Annotated in this window: 18 protein-coding genes; 10 read left to right on the top strand and 8 right to left on the bottom strand. The window is 63.9% G+C overall.

Features of this window, described 5'->3' with window-relative positions:
- Nucleotide 1: 1 nt before the first annotated feature.
- The 3 genes from E3T46_RS06195 to E3T46_RS06205 form a co-directional block, all read right to left on the bottom strand.
- Nucleotides 2-262, bottom strand: coding sequence for a hypothetical protein (locus E3T46_RS06195; RefSeq protein ID WP_134577866.1), 261 nt, complete (start codon nucleotides 260-262; stop codon nucleotides 2-4).
- Entirely contained in the window at nucleotides 259-588 is a 330-nt protein-coding gene (locus tag E3T46_RS06200; protein ID WP_134577867.1) for a hypothetical protein, read from the bottom strand. Before E3T46_RS06200 ends, E3T46_RS06195 begins: the two co-directional genes overlap by 4 nt.
- Nucleotides 589-815: 227 nt before the next feature.
- Nucleotides 816-1,790, bottom strand: coding sequence for a COX15/CtaA family protein (locus E3T46_RS06205; protein ID WP_241980489.1), 975 nt, complete (start codon nucleotides 1,788-1,790; stop codon nucleotides 816-818).
- Nucleotides 1,791-2,126: 336 nt separating this feature from the next.
- Between E3T46_RS06205 and sufB the strand changes: the two genes are divergently transcribed.
- The 8 genes from sufB to E3T46_RS06245 all read left to right on the top strand — a co-directional run bounded on the left by sufB (nucleotide 2,127) and on the right by E3T46_RS06245 (nucleotide 10,067).
- On the top strand, nucleotides 2,127-3,545 hold the full coding sequence (gene sufB / locus E3T46_RS06210; RefSeq protein WP_092448558.1) for a Fe-S cluster assembly protein SufB: 1,419 nt from the start codon (nucleotides 2,127-2,129) through the stop codon (nucleotides 3,543-3,545).
- Nucleotides 3,546-4,784 carry a Fe-S cluster assembly protein SufD gene (gene sufD / locus E3T46_RS06215; RefSeq protein WP_134577869.1) on the top strand — a complete coding sequence of 413 codons (1,239 nt, stop codon included), beginning with the start codon at nucleotides 3,546-3,548 and terminating at the stop codon, nucleotides 4,782-4,784.
- Nucleotides 4,785-4,786: 2 nt separating this feature from the next.
- Nucleotides 4,787-5,113 (top strand): non-heme iron oxygenase ferredoxin subunit, encoded by a 327-nt coding sequence (locus E3T46_RS06220; protein ID WP_092340113.1) that lies wholly within the window; start codon nucleotides 4,787-4,789, stop codon nucleotides 5,111-5,113.
- Between the two features lie 55 nt (nucleotides 5,114-5,168).
- Nucleotides 5,169-5,933 carry a Fe-S cluster assembly ATPase SufC gene (sufC, locus tag E3T46_RS06225; RefSeq protein WP_134577870.1) on the top strand — a complete coding sequence of 255 codons (765 nt, stop codon included), beginning with the start codon at nucleotides 5,169-5,171 and terminating at the stop codon, nucleotides 5,931-5,933.
- 4 nt (nucleotides 5,934-5,937) lie between these two features.
- Nucleotides 5,938-6,267: a metal-sulfur cluster assembly factor gene (locus E3T46_RS06230; protein ID WP_092448561.1), complete on the top strand. Its 330-nt coding sequence runs from the start codon at nucleotides 5,938-5,940 to the stop codon at nucleotides 6,265-6,267.
- 249 nt (nucleotides 6,268-6,516) lie between these two features.
- The gene (locus tag E3T46_RS06235; protein ID WP_158251654.1) at nucleotides 6,517-7,074 is read left to right on the top strand and encodes a TetR/AcrR family transcriptional regulator; all 558 of its coding nucleotides are present in this window, start codon (nucleotides 6,517-6,519) and stop codon (nucleotides 7,072-7,074) included.
- A 106-nt stretch (nucleotides 7,075-7,180) separates the two neighbouring features.
- Nucleotides 7,181-8,779, top strand: coding sequence for an ABC-F family ATP-binding cassette domain-containing protein (locus E3T46_RS06240; RefSeq protein ID WP_134577872.1), 1,599 nt, complete (start codon nucleotides 7,181-7,183; stop codon nucleotides 8,777-8,779).
- A 61-nt stretch (nucleotides 8,780-8,840) separates the two neighbouring features.
- Nucleotides 8,841-10,067: a glycosyltransferase gene (locus tag E3T46_RS06245; protein WP_134577997.1), complete on the top strand. Its 1,227-nt coding sequence runs from the start codon at nucleotides 8,841-8,843 to the stop codon at nucleotides 10,065-10,067.
- Nucleotides 10,068-10,123: 56 nt separating this feature from the next.
- Here the strand turns inward: E3T46_RS06245 and E3T46_RS06250 are convergent, their stop codons facing one another.
- From E3T46_RS06250 to E3T46_RS06260, 3 genes are read right to left on the bottom strand one after another with little or no spacing between them, the layout of a single operon-like run.
- Entirely contained in the window at nucleotides 10,124-10,972 is an 849-nt protein-coding gene (locus tag E3T46_RS06250) for an SURF1 family protein (protein WP_134577873.1), read from the bottom strand.
- Complete coding sequence (locus E3T46_RS06255) at nucleotides 10,969-11,211, bottom strand: hypothetical protein (protein WP_134577874.1); 243 nt, start codon at nucleotides 11,209-11,211, stop codon at nucleotides 10,969-10,971. Before E3T46_RS06255 ends, E3T46_RS06250 begins: the two co-directional genes overlap by 4 nt.
- Before the next feature lie 29 nt (nucleotides 11,212-11,240).
- Nucleotides 11,241-11,516 carry a DUF3099 domain-containing protein gene (locus tag E3T46_RS06260; RefSeq protein ID WP_092448567.1) on the bottom strand — a complete coding sequence of 92 codons (276 nt, stop codon included), beginning with the start codon at nucleotides 11,514-11,516 and terminating at the stop codon, nucleotides 11,241-11,243.
- Nucleotides 11,517-11,663: 147 nt separating this feature from the next.
- Between E3T46_RS06260 and E3T46_RS06265 the strand changes: the two genes are divergently transcribed.
- A complete protein-coding gene (locus E3T46_RS06265) occupies nucleotides 11,664-12,374 on the top strand; it encodes a beta-ketoacyl-ACP reductase (protein WP_134471657.1) in 711 nt (236 codons plus the stop codon).
- A gap of 22 nt (nucleotides 12,375-12,396) precedes the next feature.
- Here the strand turns inward: E3T46_RS06265 and serB are convergent, their stop codons facing one another.
- Together serB and E3T46_RS06275 are read right to left on the bottom strand one after the other, a co-directional pair.
- Nucleotides 12,397-13,050 carry a phosphoserine phosphatase SerB gene (serB, locus tag E3T46_RS06270; protein WP_134577875.1) on the bottom strand — a complete coding sequence of 218 codons (654 nt, stop codon included), beginning with the start codon at nucleotides 13,048-13,050 and terminating at the stop codon, nucleotides 12,397-12,399.
- Nucleotides 13,047-14,291, bottom strand: coding sequence for a glucose-1-phosphate adenylyltransferase (locus E3T46_RS06275; RefSeq protein WP_134577876.1), 1,245 nt, complete (start codon nucleotides 14,289-14,291; stop codon nucleotides 13,047-13,049). Before E3T46_RS06275 ends, serB begins: the two co-directional genes overlap by 4 nt.
- A 79-nt stretch (nucleotides 14,292-14,370) precedes the next feature.
- Here E3T46_RS06275 and glgA point away from each other — a divergent pair, with 79 nt between their 5' ends.
- Complete coding sequence (glgA, locus tag E3T46_RS06280) at nucleotides 14,371-15,552, top strand: glycogen synthase (protein ID WP_134577998.1); 1,182 nt, start codon at nucleotides 14,371-14,373, stop codon at nucleotides 15,550-15,552.
- Nucleotides 15,553-15,575 lie beyond the last annotated feature (23 nt).

Below are 15,575 nucleotides of genomic sequence, written 5' to 3' on the forward strand. Positions count from 1 at the left end.
GCTAGACCCGGCGGGTGAGGCGGGTGTCGATCTTGCCGACATCGGCCGCGTGAATCACGACGGTCACCACGCGTCCGGCCACGACCATCGCCGTACCTGTGAAATCGGAGGCCGTCACGGTGATGGCCGGCAGGGCCGTGTCGTCGACGATCAGGTTCGATCGGTGCGCCAGCGCTAGCTCGATCTCCGCCTGCTGCTGCGTGTGCCGTCCGGCCCAGAGTTCAGACCCGAACTCATAGGGATTCTTGGCATGGTTCATCACGATGTATTGCAAGTGTTGGTTGAGTGCATCACGAATGGGGTCTCCGCCCCGATTTGTTGAACCCGGCACGTCAGTGAAGACGAATCCGCGCAATTCGGCGATGCCGATCGGGCCGGCCGGCGAATCCTCGAACCAGAAATTTCCGCGGGATCGGCGAGCCAGTAATGGGCCTGCGCTTCGAGTGTGCGACCGTGATTGCCGTACCAACTCCAGCCGCGTTCCTGAATGCGCCGTTGCGGCACGAAGCCGAACACCGGCGGTCCGAACAGGGCGAGGCGCGCCGCGTCGTCTGGCGGCTTCGACTTGGCTCCCGGCGCGAGGTGCATGTCTGGAGAATACACCGGAGGCCACCGCCGGGGGAGTGCCGCGCGGCAATTTCCGATCGGGGTATTTGCGCTGCGCCGTGAGGTGCCTTCTTCGGCTCCTTCATGCGTGTGAGATGACGTATTCGGCCCATCTACAGCAGCTCACGGGGCCGAATATGTCGTCTCGCCCGTGCCAGGGCGTGTCCGTGGGGCGAAGGTGTCGTCTCGCGACTCTCGATCGTGTTCAGTTAGCTGCGAGCGCGCTCGTGCATCGTTTCGGGTACCCGGTCCGTGAGGGTGGTCGGAGCCTTGAGGTTCAGCACGACGGCGGTCATCGCCGCGGCGAGCACGCAGGCGAGCACCATGTGCAGCCCGACGAGCACCGGCGGCAGACCCAGGTTTGCCTGCAGCAGGCCGACCACAATCTGGACAAGCTCGACCACGAGTAACGTGACGACGAATTTACGCACGGGCAGCTTGCCTCGAACGGATGCCGCGAGCAGCACGATCGTCAGGACCAGCGTCGCGTAGCCCGGCCAGGCATGCAGGTGCTCGAGCAATTCAGCGTTGAACCCAGTGCGACCAGCCTCGGCGTCACCCGAATGCGGTCCGGAGGCGGTGGTCACGACTCCCATCACCACGGTCAGTGCCACCACGAAACTCGTGGCATGGGCGAGCCCGGCGAAGCCGACCGGAACGACGAGGGCGCGCGGCCCCGACGGGAGGTAGACCCGGTGCACCAGCACGGTGGCGATGCACACCATGATCAGCGAGGCCATGAAATGAAATCCGACGATGAACGGGTTGAGACCGGTCAGCACGGTGACGCCGCCGACGAGGGCCTGGGCGAGAACGCCAACGCCGAGAATGACGGCAAGGTTGAACAGATCCTTGCGCTCGCTGCGCAGTCGCCACAGCAGCACGACGGCCGCTATCGCAATAATGCCGATCAGTCCGGTCATCAGGCGGTTTCCGAACTCAATGACGCCGTGCAGGCCCATCTCCGGCGTCGGCACGAGCGATCCGGCGACACAGGTCGGCCAAGTCGGGCAGCCCAGTCCTGAACCGGTGAGGCGTACGGCGCCTCCGGTTCCGACGATCAGGATCTCCGTCACGAGTGACAGCCAGGCGACGACCCGGATTCGTCGGTCGACAGCGCTCGGTAACCAATCGTGAATTTTCTGGCTGACGACCCGGTATCCTGCGCCGATAGCACTGGACAAGCCCTGATTTTTCCGATTCACCGGTTCTGCTCTCTCTGTCGTGCTTATCATCCGTGCGTTCTGATCGTGCCGTGTCCAAATGTGAATAGACCGGCAAGCACGCGAATCCCGGCGATCAACCTGTAGAATTGAGATATTCATGGAGATCCTTCCCGCGGTCATTCGATCGAGGGATTCAATCCGGGCCGCAGGGCTCGGGTTCATCGCGATACTCCATGAATATTCTAGGTACGCAACGTAGCTGTCCAGACAACCCGTTCCCCCCGTCTCCGTTGGAGGCACCGTGGGAATGACCGGACTAATATCCGGGTTGTGATGGGTAGAGAAGAGGTTAATATGTCGGATGTCCTGCTAGACCGTCCCGACCTTGAGGGGATCGGCACCTACGAATTCGGGTGGGCCGACTCAGACAAGGCCGGAGCATCCGCTCGTCGTGGTATTTCTCCCGAGGTTGTCACTGACATCTCGAACCTGAAATCCGAGCCGGATTGGATGCTGCAGCGACGGCTGAAGGCACTTCAGCTGTTCGAACGCAAGCCCATGCCCACCTGGGGCGCCGACCTCTCCGAGATCGACTTCGACAACATCAAGTACTTCGTGCGGTCCACGGAGAAGCAGGCCCAGACCTGGGAAGACCTGCCCGACGACATTAAGAACACCTACGAGAAGCTCGGTATCCCCGAGGCCGAGCGTCAGCGCCTCGTCTCCGGTGTCGCCGCCCAGTACGAGTCTGAAGTCGTTTACCACCAGATCAACGAAGAGCTCGAAGCTCAGGGCGTCATTTTCATGGACACCGACACGGCGCTCAAGGAACACCCGGAGTTCTTCGAGGAGTACTTCGGCACCATCATTCCCTCCGGCGACAACAAGTTCGCCGCGCTCAACACGGCCGTCTGGTCCGGCGGATCCTTCGTCTACGTCCCCCCGGGCGTGCACGTTGAAATTCCCCTCCAGGCCTATTTCCGCATCAATACCGAGAACATGGGCCAGTTCGAGCGCACGCTGATCATCGCCGACGAGGGCAGCTACGTTCACTACATCGAGGGCTGCACGGCCCCGATCTACAAGTCCGATTCGCTGCACTCCGCCGTGGTCGAGATCGTCGTGAAGAAGAACGCCCGCGTTCGGTACACGACCATTCAGAACTGGTCGAACAACGTCTACAACCTCGTCACCAAGCGGGCCACCGCCGGCGAAGGCGCGACGATGGAGTGGATCGACGGCAACATCGGTTCCAAGGTCACCATGAAGTACCCGTCCATCTACCTGATGGGCGAGCACGCCAAGGGCGAGACGCTCTCGGTGGCCTTCGCTGGCCCCGGCCAGCACCAGGATGCCGGCGCCAAGATGATCCACATGGCTCCCTACACGCAGTCGTCGATCGTCTCCAAGTCCATCGCTCGCGGAGGCGGGCGCAGCGGATACCGCGGTGAGGTTCGAATGGATGCCTCCGCGCACCACTCCGCCAACACCGTGCGCTGCGATGCACTCCTCGTCGATACCTCGTCGCGCTCCGACACCTACCCGTCCATCGACATTCGCGTCGACGATGTGCAGCTCGGTCACGAGGCCACCGTCTCCCGGGTCAGCGCCGAGCAGCTCTTCTACCTGATGAGCCGCGGCATGCCCGAAGATGAAGCCATGGCCATGATCGTTCGCGGATTCATCGAACCGATCGCCCGGGAGCTCCCGATGGAGTACGCCCTCGAACTCAACAAGCTCATTGAAATGGGCATGGAAGGATCCGTCGGCTAAATGTCCGCCGCTTCAGCGCTTTCGAAGAGCGCGTCAACAACTGTGCCCGAATCATCCACACCCGCGCCCGAGTCGGTTCTGCCGGCCGGTCAGCACGGAATCAAGAAACACTCCGACGGACGTTTCGGCTACGTGCCGGTCCAAACCCGATCGGATCGTTTCAAGAGTGTCAACGTCGCCGACTTCGAGACCGTCACCGGCCGCGAAGCCGTCTGGAAGCTCTCGCCCGTCGCGAAGTTCACCGATCTCACCGCCGGTACCCTCGACGGCTCGCGCTACGAGATAACGTCCACCCCGTCGGAGGACGTCTCCGTCGAGTGGGTCCCCAGAACGGATGCCCGCATCGGCACCGCCGGTCTGCCGGAAGAACGCGCCGCCGCGAACGCCTGGGGCGTTTTCGAGGACGCCCTCGCCATCACGGTGAGCGGCGAAGAGGCCAAGGAGATCACGGTCACGCGATCGGCCCTCGGGAACTCCGCCCGCGGCGCGCACACCATCATCGAGGCCAAGCCGTTCAGCCAGGCCACGGTCATCCTGGCGAACACGGGCGACGCCCGGCTGAGCGAAAACGTCGAGATCATCCTCGGCGAGTCCGCCAACCTCACGGTCGTCTCGCTGCAGGAATGGGACGACTCGGCGGTGCACCTGGCCAACCATTTTGCATCCATTGGTCGCGATGCGCGCCTCAAGCACGTCGTCGTTTCGCTCGGTGGCAGCATCGTGCGGGTGAACCCGTCTGTGCGTCTGGCCGGAGCCGGCTCCGACACGCTGCTACTCGGTCTCTACTTCGCCGATGCCGGTCAGCACCTTGAGCAGCAGGTGTACGTCTTCCACGACGCTCCGAAGAGCCGCAGCCGAGTCAACTACAAGGGCGCGCTGCAGGGCCAGGACGCCCGGACGGTCTGGATCGGCGACGTGCTGATCGGCAACAAGGCCGCTGGTACCGACAGCTATGAGCAGAACCGCAACCTCGTGCTCAGCGAGGGCACTCGCGCCGATTCCATCCCGAACCTGGAGATCGAAACCGGCGACATCGTCGGAGCCGGTCACGCCAGTGCCACCGGACGTTTCGACGACGAGCAGCTGTTCTACCTGCAGTCTCGCGGTATCACCGAGGACGAAGCGCGTCGGCTCGTCGTACGCGGATTCCTCACCGAGGTCGTGCAGCAGATCGGTTCCCCGGAACTCGAAGCTCGGTTGCAGCTCGCAATCGAAGCCGAACTTATTGGAACGGACTAAGCATGGCCGCGACGAAGATTTGCGCTCTCGATGAGCTCGAAGTAAACCAGGCCGTCAAGGTCGAAATCGACGGGGTCGCCATCGCCCTTGTGCGTGATGCCGCCGGCGATGTGTTCGCCATCGGTGATACCTGCACGCACGGCGATATCTCCCTGTCAGAGGGATTCGTGGAAGGCCAGACTCTCGAGTGCTGGGCTCACGGTTCGATGTTCTCCCTCACGACCGGCAAGCCGCTCTCGCTGCCGGCCTACGACCCGGTCCCGGTCTACAACGTTGAACTCATCGACGGCTTTGTCTTCGTCGATCCTTCCGTCACCGTCGCGGTCTAGTCACACCTTAAAGCAACCGCCTCACCAGCCATTTTTAGAAAGGGATAAGACATTCATGTCTGTTCTTGAAATTATCGACCTGCACGTCAGCGTCGAGACCGACCAGGGCACCAAGCAGATTCTGCGCGGCGTCAACCTCACCATCAACGAGGGCGAAATCCACGCCATCATGGGCCCGAACGGCTCTGGCAAGTCCACCCTCGCCTACACGATCGCCGGCCACCCCAAGTATCACGTCGAGAGCGGTTCCATCCTCCTCGACGGCGCTGACGTTCTCAAGATGACAGTGGATGCCCGTGCCCGCGCCGGCCTGTTCCTCGCCATGCAATACCCGGTCGAGATCCCCGGAGTCACCGTCACGAACTTCCTGCGCACGGCCAAAACGGCCATCGAGGGCGAAGCCCCGCCGATCCGCACCTGGATCAAGGATGTGCGCGAGTCGATGGCCAACCTGCGAATGGACAAGGCTTTCGCCGAGCGCAACGTCAACGAGGGCTTCTCCGGTGGCGAGAAGAAGCGCAACGAGATCCTGCAGCTTGAACTTCTCAAGCCCAAGTTCGCCGTACTCGACGAGACCGACTCCGGCCTCGACGTTGACGCGCTCAAGGTCGTCTCCGAGGGAGTCAACCGTGCCAAGGCCAACACCGGCCTTGGACTGCTGCTCATCACGCACTACACGCGCATCCTGCGCTACATCCACCCAGACTTCGTGCACGTCTTCGTCAACGGACGCATCGCCGAACAGGGCGGCCCCGAGCTCGCCGACCGCCTCGAGGACGAAGGCTACGATCGCTTTCTTGTCCCGTCGAACGTAGGCTAGTCGTATGGTCTCAACACTCAGTCCGGCCCGCTTCGACGAAATCGAAGAGGCTCTCAAGGACGTCATGGACCCGGAGCTCGGCATCAATGTCGTCGACCTTGGACTCATCTATGACCTCGGCTGGGACGACGAGAATGACGCGCTCATCGTGCACATGACGCTCACCTCGGCCGGCTGCCCGCTGACCGACGTGATCGAGGAGCAGACGGCAGAGGCGCTCGATGGCGTCGTCGACCAGTTCCGCATCAACTGGGTCTGGATGCCGCCGTGGGGTCCGGAGAAGATCACCGACGATGGTCGCGACATGATGCGAGCTCTCGGCTTCGCTATGTAGCTCTAGTTCTATCTTGAAGGCCCCGCCTGCACCGCAGGCGGGGCCTTTGGTCTGCCTGGTTCGGGTCGCGCCGAAACCTCAATGTCTGAGCAGTAGCAGGTGACCCGTCCCGGCGCGTCACACCACGACATCCGCTTTAGAAAAGGTTTCTACTCAGTAGAACGGTATGCTAGTTGTATGGATACAGGGGAAAACGGGGCCATGAGGCGGCGTGCGGCACAGGCGGCGAGTACGCGGGCGGAGATTGTTATGGCGGCGGGGCGCCTCATGCTCGAGCGCGGATACGTGGGCACCTCGGTCGCGGCGATCGCGGCGGAGGCTGGCGTGGTGGTGCAGACCATCTACAACTCCGTGGGGTCGAAGGCGGAATTACTCGCGGCGGTTCTTGATCGAGTGGCCGCGGAACCGGGGGCACCGGCGTTGCTATCGGGGGCCACACGCGAACGCATTGCCGAGGCGCGAACGGCGACCGAGGTCATCCGCATTCTGGCCCGGTCAAGTGCGCTCGTGAATGAGCGCACCTCGGGCATTCTGCGCATCGTCAGCGAAGCGGCCGTTGTCGATCCGGACGTGGGGGAGTTCGAGCAGAAACGGGATGCTGCCCGGCTGCACGGCTTCGGCGAAGTGGCGGCTGCGCTTCGGGAAAAGCGCGGACTGCGCGGTGGCATCAGCGACCACGAGGCGGCCGCGACGATGTGGGCGCTGGCCCACCCGCACACGTTTCGTACCCTCGTGCTGTCCCTCGGCTGGTCGACGGAGGCGTACCTGAATTGGCTGGAAAAGTCGCTTCTGGCGTCCCTGCTGTAGGCGCCGTGTGCCGAGCACAGCCTGAGGGCAAATATACTAGTGAGTTGGACCGCTCTGGCCCACCCACACTTCACACCCGTACAAACACTTCGAATGGACTATTGCTGTGCTCAACGTGCAAGATCTCGAAATCCGCGTTGGAGCCCGCGTGCTCATGGAGGGCGTCAACTTCCGCGTCGCGAGCGGCGACAAGATCGGCCTCGTCGGCCGTAACGGTGCCGGCAAGACGACGCTGACGAAGACCCTCGCCGGGGAGACAAACCCGACCAAGGGTTCGATCAGCCACTCCGGCGAGATCGGCTACCTGCCGCAGGACCCGCGCGCGGGCGACCCGAGCATGCTTGCCCGTACGCGCATTCTGGACGCCCGCGGCCTCGGCACCATTGCCCTGGGCATGCAGGAGTCCAGCATGGCCATGGCCGATCCCGATCCCAAGATCGCCGCCGCCGCCATGAAGAAGTACGGGCGTTTGACCGATGAGTTCAACGGCCTTGGCGGCTACGCCGCCGAAGCCGAAGCCGCATCCATTGCCAGCAACCTGAAACTGCCGGACCACATTCTCGACCAGGCTTTGAGCACCCTCTCCGGTGGCCAGCGTCGTCGCATCGAACTCGCTCGCATCCTGTTCTCGGCCGCCGAGATGATGATCCTCGACGAGCCCACCAACCACCTCGACGCCGACTCGGTGGCGTGGCTGCGCGAGTTCGTCAAGAACTACAAGGGCGGCTGCATCATCATCAGCCACGACATTGAACTCGTCGGCGAAACGGTGAACCGGGTCTTCTACCTCGATGCGAACCGCATGATGATCGACATCTACAACATGAACTGGAAGAACTATCTCCTCCAGCGCACAGCGGATGCCGACCGCCGCAAGAAGGAACGCTCGAACGCCGAGAAGAAGGCCTCGACCCTGCAGCTGCAGGCCGCGAAGTTCGGGGCCAAGGCCAGCAAGGCCGCCGCAGCCCACCAAATGGTGGCCCGGGCCGAGAAGCTGCTCTCCGGCCTCGACGCCGTGCGTGCCGTTGAACGCGTTGCCAAACTGCGCTTCCCCGAGCCAGCGCCGTGTGGTCGCACACCGCTTATGGCCAAGGACCTCTCGAAGAGCTATGGTTCCCTCGAAATCTTCACCGCGGTCGACCTCGCGATCGACCGTGGATCCAAGGTCGTCATCCTTGGCCTCAACGGTGCCGGAAAGACCACCCTGCTGCGCATGCTCGCCGGCGTTGATGAATCCGACACCGGTTCCATCGAACCCGGTCACGGTTTGCGCATTGGTTACTACGCCCAGGAACACGAAACCATCGACGTGAAGCGTTCGGTGCTCGAGAACATGGTCTCCTCCTCGCCGAGCATCACCGAGATGGAAGCACGTCGGGTGCTCGGTTCGTTCCTGTTCACCGGCGATGACTCGAACAAGCCGGCCGGCGTACTCTCCGGTGGCGAGAAGACCCGGCTGGCCCTGGCCATGATCGTGGTCTCCGGTGCCAACGTGCTGCTGCTCGATGAGCCCACTAACAACCTCGACCCGGCCAGCCGCGAAGAGATCCTCGACGCCCTCGCCCACTACGCCGGCGCCGTCGTTCTGGTCAGCCACGATGAGGGCGCCGTGCAAGCCCTCAACCCCGAGCGCGTCCTGATCATGCCCGAGGGCACAGAGGACCACTGGAACAAGGACTACCTCGACCTGATCGAGCTGTCTTAAGCAACTCCGTGACCCGGTCACCCGTCGGTGACCCAGGCAAAAGGACTAGAGCGTGATATCGATGAGAACGCCACTGCGCATCGCGCTGGTCTGCCTGCACACCTCGCCGGGCACGGACCCTGGCTCCGGCGATGCCGGCGGTATGAACGTCGTCGTGCGGCATCAGGCCGAGCAGCTGGCCGCCCTTGGTCACCGTGTGACGATTCTGACTCGGCGGTCAGCGGCGGATCAGCCCGAATCGCAACAGCTGGCCGAGGGCCTCACGCTGCGGTTTCTGGCCGCCGGGCCCGACCGAGCGCTGTCCAAGGGCACGCACGAGAACTATATCGATGAGTTCTCCGACCGGCTCAACGCTCTCGAGCCGGTCGACATCATCCACTCGCATCACTGGTTTTCCGGCATGGCAGCGCTTCCGGTCGCCCGCAACTGGGGCGTCCCGCACGTTCAGAGTTTCCATAGCATTGCAGCGGATGATGCGTCTCCGCTTTCGGCCGGAGAACGCGCCGAATCACCGGGACGGATGCGCGGAGAAGCGCGGCTGGCGCGGGAGTCCGACGCGCTGGTGGCGATCAGTGCGGCGGAGGCCGCCACGATTTCCGGGCGGCTCGGCGGCTCGGCGAGCCGAACCAGCATCGTGCTCCCGGGGGTGGACAGCAACCTGTTTTCACCCTCACGCCAGCCCGCCGGCAGCGCGGACGACCGCGGTTACGCCGTCGTCGCCGCGCGTTTGCAGCCGTTGAAGGGCCTTGATCTGGCGATTCAGGCCATCGCGGCACTGCCGGCGGGCCTGCGTCCCGACCTAGTTGTTGCCGGTGATGCCTCGGTCGACTACTCCGGTTACGTTGAGGAGCTACATCAGCTCGCCGAACGGGCCGGTCTGTCCGGTATCCGCTTTGTTGGGCCGCAGTCCCATGCGCACCTGGCTGAACTGTTTCGCGGTGCGCGCCTGGTGCTCGTGCCTTCGCACTCGGAAACATACGGTCTGGTGGCACTGGAAGCGGCCGCGAGCGGTGTGCCCGTCGTCGCTTCGGCGGCCGGTGGCCTGCGTGAAGCAGTTGTCGATGGGATCACCGGACTGGTCCTGGAATCCCGCGAACCGCGGGTCTGGGCCGACGCGATGGCGCAGATCCTGTCCGATCCGACCCTGGCACGCGAACTGTCGCTGGCTGCTCGCAAGCATGCCCTCGGCCTGGATTGGAACCGTTCGGCAGCGTCGCTGGTTCGGGTGTACCGCGGTCTCCTCGACGAGGCGACCGAGGCTCGGCAGAACCACCGCGCCGTCGCCTGAGGAGCCGTCTCGGCGGGCTCGACCAGCGAAGTGGACCAGCTCGAGAGTAGAGGTGGCTAGCCCCGTTGCCGGTCGAGCAGCTCGTCTTCAATCTCGGCATCATTGCGTGGCTTCGCCGCGCGCTTGCGGGCGCGTTCCTCGGCGCGTTCGCGCTCCTCGGGGTCCTCAGCATTGACGCTGCGGTATTCTTCGCGCAGGGCCCAGCCGAGTCCGATGAAGGCGAGTAGCCCGAATACGAACCACTGGAACGCATAGGACAGGTGTGGGCCCTCATCGCGGATCGGTTTCAGCACGGCGGCCGGGCGCTTCTCGGTCGCCGCGGGGCTCTCGGTGTCCATCAGGCCGTACGCGCCGGTATAGGTCGGGGCATTGAGTCGTTCGGCGATGGTAGTGAGGTTGATGGTCGCGACCTGGTTGCCGCTGGCCGTGCGGCCGGGCAGATCGGGTTCGCTGGCCTTGAGCCGGGCCACCACGGTGACCGTTCCGGAGGGCGCCGCCGGAACGGTGTCAGGAGCATCCTGTTCCTGCCCGGTGGGCAGCCAGCCGCGGTTGACGATAAAGATCGTGCCGTCGGTAAGCAGCAATGGGGTCAGTACTTCGAAGCCCGGGTTCACGTTGAGCGGGCGGTTGCGCGCGAGCATCTCGTCAGCGGTGAGGTAGGTTCCGGTCAGTTCCACCGGCATCCACTTTTGCGATTCGTCGAAGGCGGCCGGGTCTTCAAGAGCCTCGGCGACGGGCACCGGGTTCGAGTCGAAGTTGGAATCAATCTTGAACAGCTCGGTCAGTGCCTCATCGCGGCGGGCCAGCTGCCAGAACCCCAGCCCGGCGCAGACTGCGGCGAACAGCATGGTCAGCACGAGATATCCGGCCCAGCGGCGGCTGAAGGCGAACTTCCAGCCCGTCATCGCTGGGCTCCGGAGGAGTCGGGCGTGCACGTCTCGAGTGCGCTCACCGTCAGCGGAAAGTCCCGTGCGGCCAGGAATTCGCGCAGGTAGTCCACGTGTTCGTCGCAGGCCAGCCAGGTTTTCACCCGATCAGCAGAGTGGATGCGCGGGTTGCGCCAGTCCAGCCGCCACCCTCCTGCAGCGCGGCAGTCCGCCCGCGAACAAGTCGTAGATTCCAGAGGTCGACCCAGGCCTATCATCGGACTGCCGCCAGCAACCGCGTCCGCACTCACTTGACCTCGTCGTTGCCGCGGTAGAGCTCGACGCCGCCGGGCCGGAGCACTTCTGCTGCCGGAGGAGAAATTTTCACGGTCGCGACCACGACAGCAAAGTACGGCAGCAGAATAGCGCCGAGCGCGCAGACCACGAGCCACCAACCTTGTACGAAGAGCATGAGCACAATGCAGATGACACGCACTCCCATAGCAATCGAGTATTTGATCATTCGGTTGCGGCGTTCAACCTCGGGGGAGGCGGGGAGGGAGGTGATCGACTGCTGCTTCATAGGTCCATCGGGTTCGTCTACGGTGGAAACTCCACCTCTTCAAGACTACGTCTGCCCGGCGACTTTGTGGCACGCCTTAAACTTGAATTTGCCGGGTGTTTCCTTGAACCCGATTTACGATACCCAGCGCACCAGGACAGGAACATCATGACAACGACTCGAACAGTGCTCGTCACCGGCGGCAACCGTGGAATCGGCTTCGCCATCGCTGAGGAGTTTCTGGCCCAGGGACATCGGGTTGCCGTGACGTCCCGCTCCGGTCATGGACCGTCCGGCAGCCTCACAGTGCGGGCCGACGTGACAGACGCCGCATCCATTGACGCCGCCTTCACCGAGATCGAAGCGACCTACGGCCCGGTCGAGGTTGTCGTGGCCAATGCCGGAATCACCCGCGATACCCTGCTCATGCGCATGTCAGAGGATGATTTCACCGCCGTTATCGACACCAACCTCAGTGGTGCCTTTCGCGTGGTCAAGCGCGCGAGCAAGGGGATGCTCAAGGCCCGATTCGGGCGCATCGTGCTGATCTCCAGCGTCGTCGGCCTGTACGGCTCGGCCGGGCAGGTGAATTACTCGGCGTCGAAGAGCGGCCTGATCGGCCTGGCCCGCTCGGTCACCCGCGAACTCGGGGCCCGCGGAATCACCGCGAACGTGGTCGCTCCCGGCTTTATCGAAACCGATATGACCGCTGCCCTGCCCGAAGCGCAGCAGGCCGACTACAAACGCAATATTCCAGCCGGCCGGTTCGCCACGCCGAGCGAGGTTGCGCGCGTCGTCAGCTGGCTGGCCGGCGATGATGCCGGCTACATTTCCGGTGCGGTCATTCCCGTCGACGGCGGCCTCGGCATGGGGCACTGACCGTCCTTTTGCAGCTGTCCGTTCAGCCGCGCAGGCCGAGAAGCGGCAGCACCTGGCTGAGGTCGCACAGGTCGATCACCAGGTCGGCCTCACGTTTCACCCGCGGTTTCGCGTTGAACGCGACGGCGAGTCCGGCCGCGTCCATCATGCGCAAGTCGTTGGCACCATCCCCGACCGCAATAGTCTGCGCGAGCGCGATCTGCTCCAGTGCGGCCCATTCGCGCAGGGCGACAGCCTTGGCCTCGGCGTCGATGATCGGTCCGATAACGCGACCGGTCAGGTGGCCGGCCTGCACCTCAAGCCGATTAGCCCGCCAATGATCCAGCCCCAGCTCGGCGGCCAGGGGGTCGAGCAGTTCATGAAAGCCGCCGGACACCACCCCGACCACGCCACCGCCGGCATGAATGCCCGCGATCAGTTCGGGCACGCCGTCGGTCGGGCGGATGCGTCGCCCCACGTCGGCAAAAACGCTCTCCGGCAGCCCCGTCAAGGTCAACACCCGCTCACGCAGGCTCTCGGCAAAGTCGAGCTCACCGCGCATGGCACGGTCGGTCACCTCGGCGACGCGCTCGCGCACGCCGGCGGCATCCGCGAGCAGCTCAATCACCTCGTCTTGGATGAGGGTGGAGTCGGCGTCCAGAACGACGAGAAAACGTGCTGCGCAGCTAACGATCACGGAGTAACGAGCACGCCCTTACCGACGACGGTGATGCCGGATTCGGTCACGCTGAAGCCCCGCGCCAGGTCACGATCCCGGTCGACACCGACGGTGGCGCCAGCTTCGACGATGACTTCCTTGTCAAGGACGGCGCGCCGCACGATGGCGCCGGGTCGAATCTGCACCCGGTCGAAGATGATGGAGTCCACGACCTCGCAGGCGGAGCCGATCGATGTCCAGGGGCCGAGCACGCTGCGCTCGATGTGCGCGCCGGAGATGACACAGCCCAGCGACACGATCGAGTCGATCATGGTGCCGAGGGCGCCCTGGCCGTCGCGCACGAACTTGGCCGGCGGCGAATTCAACTGCATGCTGAAAATCGGCCATTCCTGGTTGTACAGGTTGAACACCGGCAGGGCCGAAATGAGGTCCTGGTGAGCCTCAAAAAACGAGTCGATCGTTCCCACGTCGCGCCAGTAGTAGCGGTCGCGATCGGTCGACCCGGGTACTTCGTTTCGCTTCAGGTCATAGACGCCGGCGTCGCCACGCGAGACGAAATCGGGAATAATGTCGCCGCCCATGTCGTGGCTGGAGTCGGTGCGCTCACCGTCACGCAGCACGGCTTCGATCAGGGCATCGGTGTTGAAGACGTAGTTGCCCATCGAGGCGAATACCTCGTGCGGGGCATCGGCGAGTCCGACGGCATCTTTGGGCTTTTCACGAAAGTCGCTGATTCGATCCGGGGTGGCGGCATCCACTTCGATGACGCCGAACTGGTCGGCGAGACCGATCGGCTGGCGGATGGCCGCGACGGTGGCGGACAGCCCCGACGCGATGTGGGCGTCGATCATCTGACTGAAGTCCATGCGGTAGACGTGGTCGGCACCGACCACGACGACAATGTCGGGCTTTTCATCGTGAATGAGGTTGAGGCTCTGCAGAATGGCATCGGCGGAGCCACTGAACCAGCGCTTGCCGAGGCGCTGCTGCGCCGGCACCGAGGCGATGTACGAGTTGAATAACCCACCCGAGACATGCCAGGTCTGCGACACGTGGCGGTCCAGGCTGTGTGACTTGTACTGCGTCAGCACGACGATCTGGGTCACGCCCGAGTTGATCAGATTGGAGAGGGCAAAATCCACCAGGCGGTAATGCCCGCCAAAGGGGACGGCAGGCTTCGCCCGGTCTTCGGTCAACGGCATCAGCCGTTTTCCCTCACCACCCGCGAGCACGATTCCAAAGATCTTCTTGGCCTTCATGTGTACAGAGTAGGGCCTCCCCGGCAAGCCGACTCGCAACATGGCTGTGCGCCGTGTCGCCCTGCGCTACCTTTGCTCCATGCGAGTGGATCTGATGACCAAGGAATACCCCCCGGAAATCTATGGGGGAGCCGGTGTACACGTGACCGAACTGGTGCGAGCGCTCCGGCATGACATCGAGGTGTCCGTTCGGTGCTTCGGCGCGCCGCGTGACGACCTCGACACGTTCGCCTACGACGTTCCCGCGCAATTGGCCGACGCCAATGCGACCCTGGGCACCCTCGGGGTCGACCTGCAGATGGCGCAGGACGCCGCTGGCGCCGATCTGGTGCACTCTCACACCTGGTACGCGAATGCGGCCGGGCACCTCGCCCAAATGCTGCACGACATCCCGCACGTGGTCACGGCGCACAGCCTGGAGCCATTGCGACCGTGGAAGGCCGAGCAGCTCGGCGGCGGCTATCGGGTGTCGAGCTGGATCGAGAAAACCGCCTTTGAAGCAGCGGATGCTGTGATCGCCGTCAGCGACGGCATGCGTAGCGATATCCTGCGCAGCTACCCCGCACTCGACGCCAGCCGGGTGCACACGGTCTACAACGGCATCGATCTTGAGCGGTGGAAACCGACCAGGGATGACGATTTTGTGCGCGGCCTGGGAATAGACCCCGAGCGCCCCTCCGTCGTCTTCGTGGGACGCATCACCCGACAGAAGGGCCTGCCCTACCTGTTGCGTGCGGCGCAGTTGCTGCCGCCGGAGGTGCAATTGGTGCTGTGCGCGGGCGCACCGGACACGCCCGGAATTCTCGCCGAGGTTACGGCCGGTGTCGAATCCCTGCAGCAGGAACGCTCCGGCGTGGTCTGGATCAACCGGCTGCTGGCCCAGCACGAGCTCGCCGCGGTCCTGACGCAGGGAACGGTGTTCGTCTGCCCGTCTATTTACGAGCCCCTCGGAATCGTCAATCTTGAGGCCATGGCCTGCGGCCTCGCCGTGGTCGGTACCGCAACCGGTGGAATCCCCGAGGTCGTCGCTGACGGCGAGACCGGGCGTCTCGTGCCGATCGAGCAGTTCACCGACGGCACCGGAACGCCCCTGCACCCCGAACAGTTCGTCGCCGACCTGGCCCGCACCCTCACCGAGGTCGTGAGCGATCCGGCTCGCGCGGCCGAGATGGGGCGCGCCGGTCGGGTCCGTGCCGAGCAAGTATTCGGCTGGGCTCAGATCGCCACCCGCACACGGGAGATCTACGCCGCCCTGCTCTGAGCTGGCCGTATCTGCTGCCTCGG

Origin of the sequence: Cryobacterium sp. Hh11, from assembly GCF_004404045.1 — a bacterium.
GTDB lineage: Bacteria > Actinomycetota > Actinomycetes > Actinomycetales > Microbacteriaceae > Cryobacterium > Cryobacterium levicorallinum.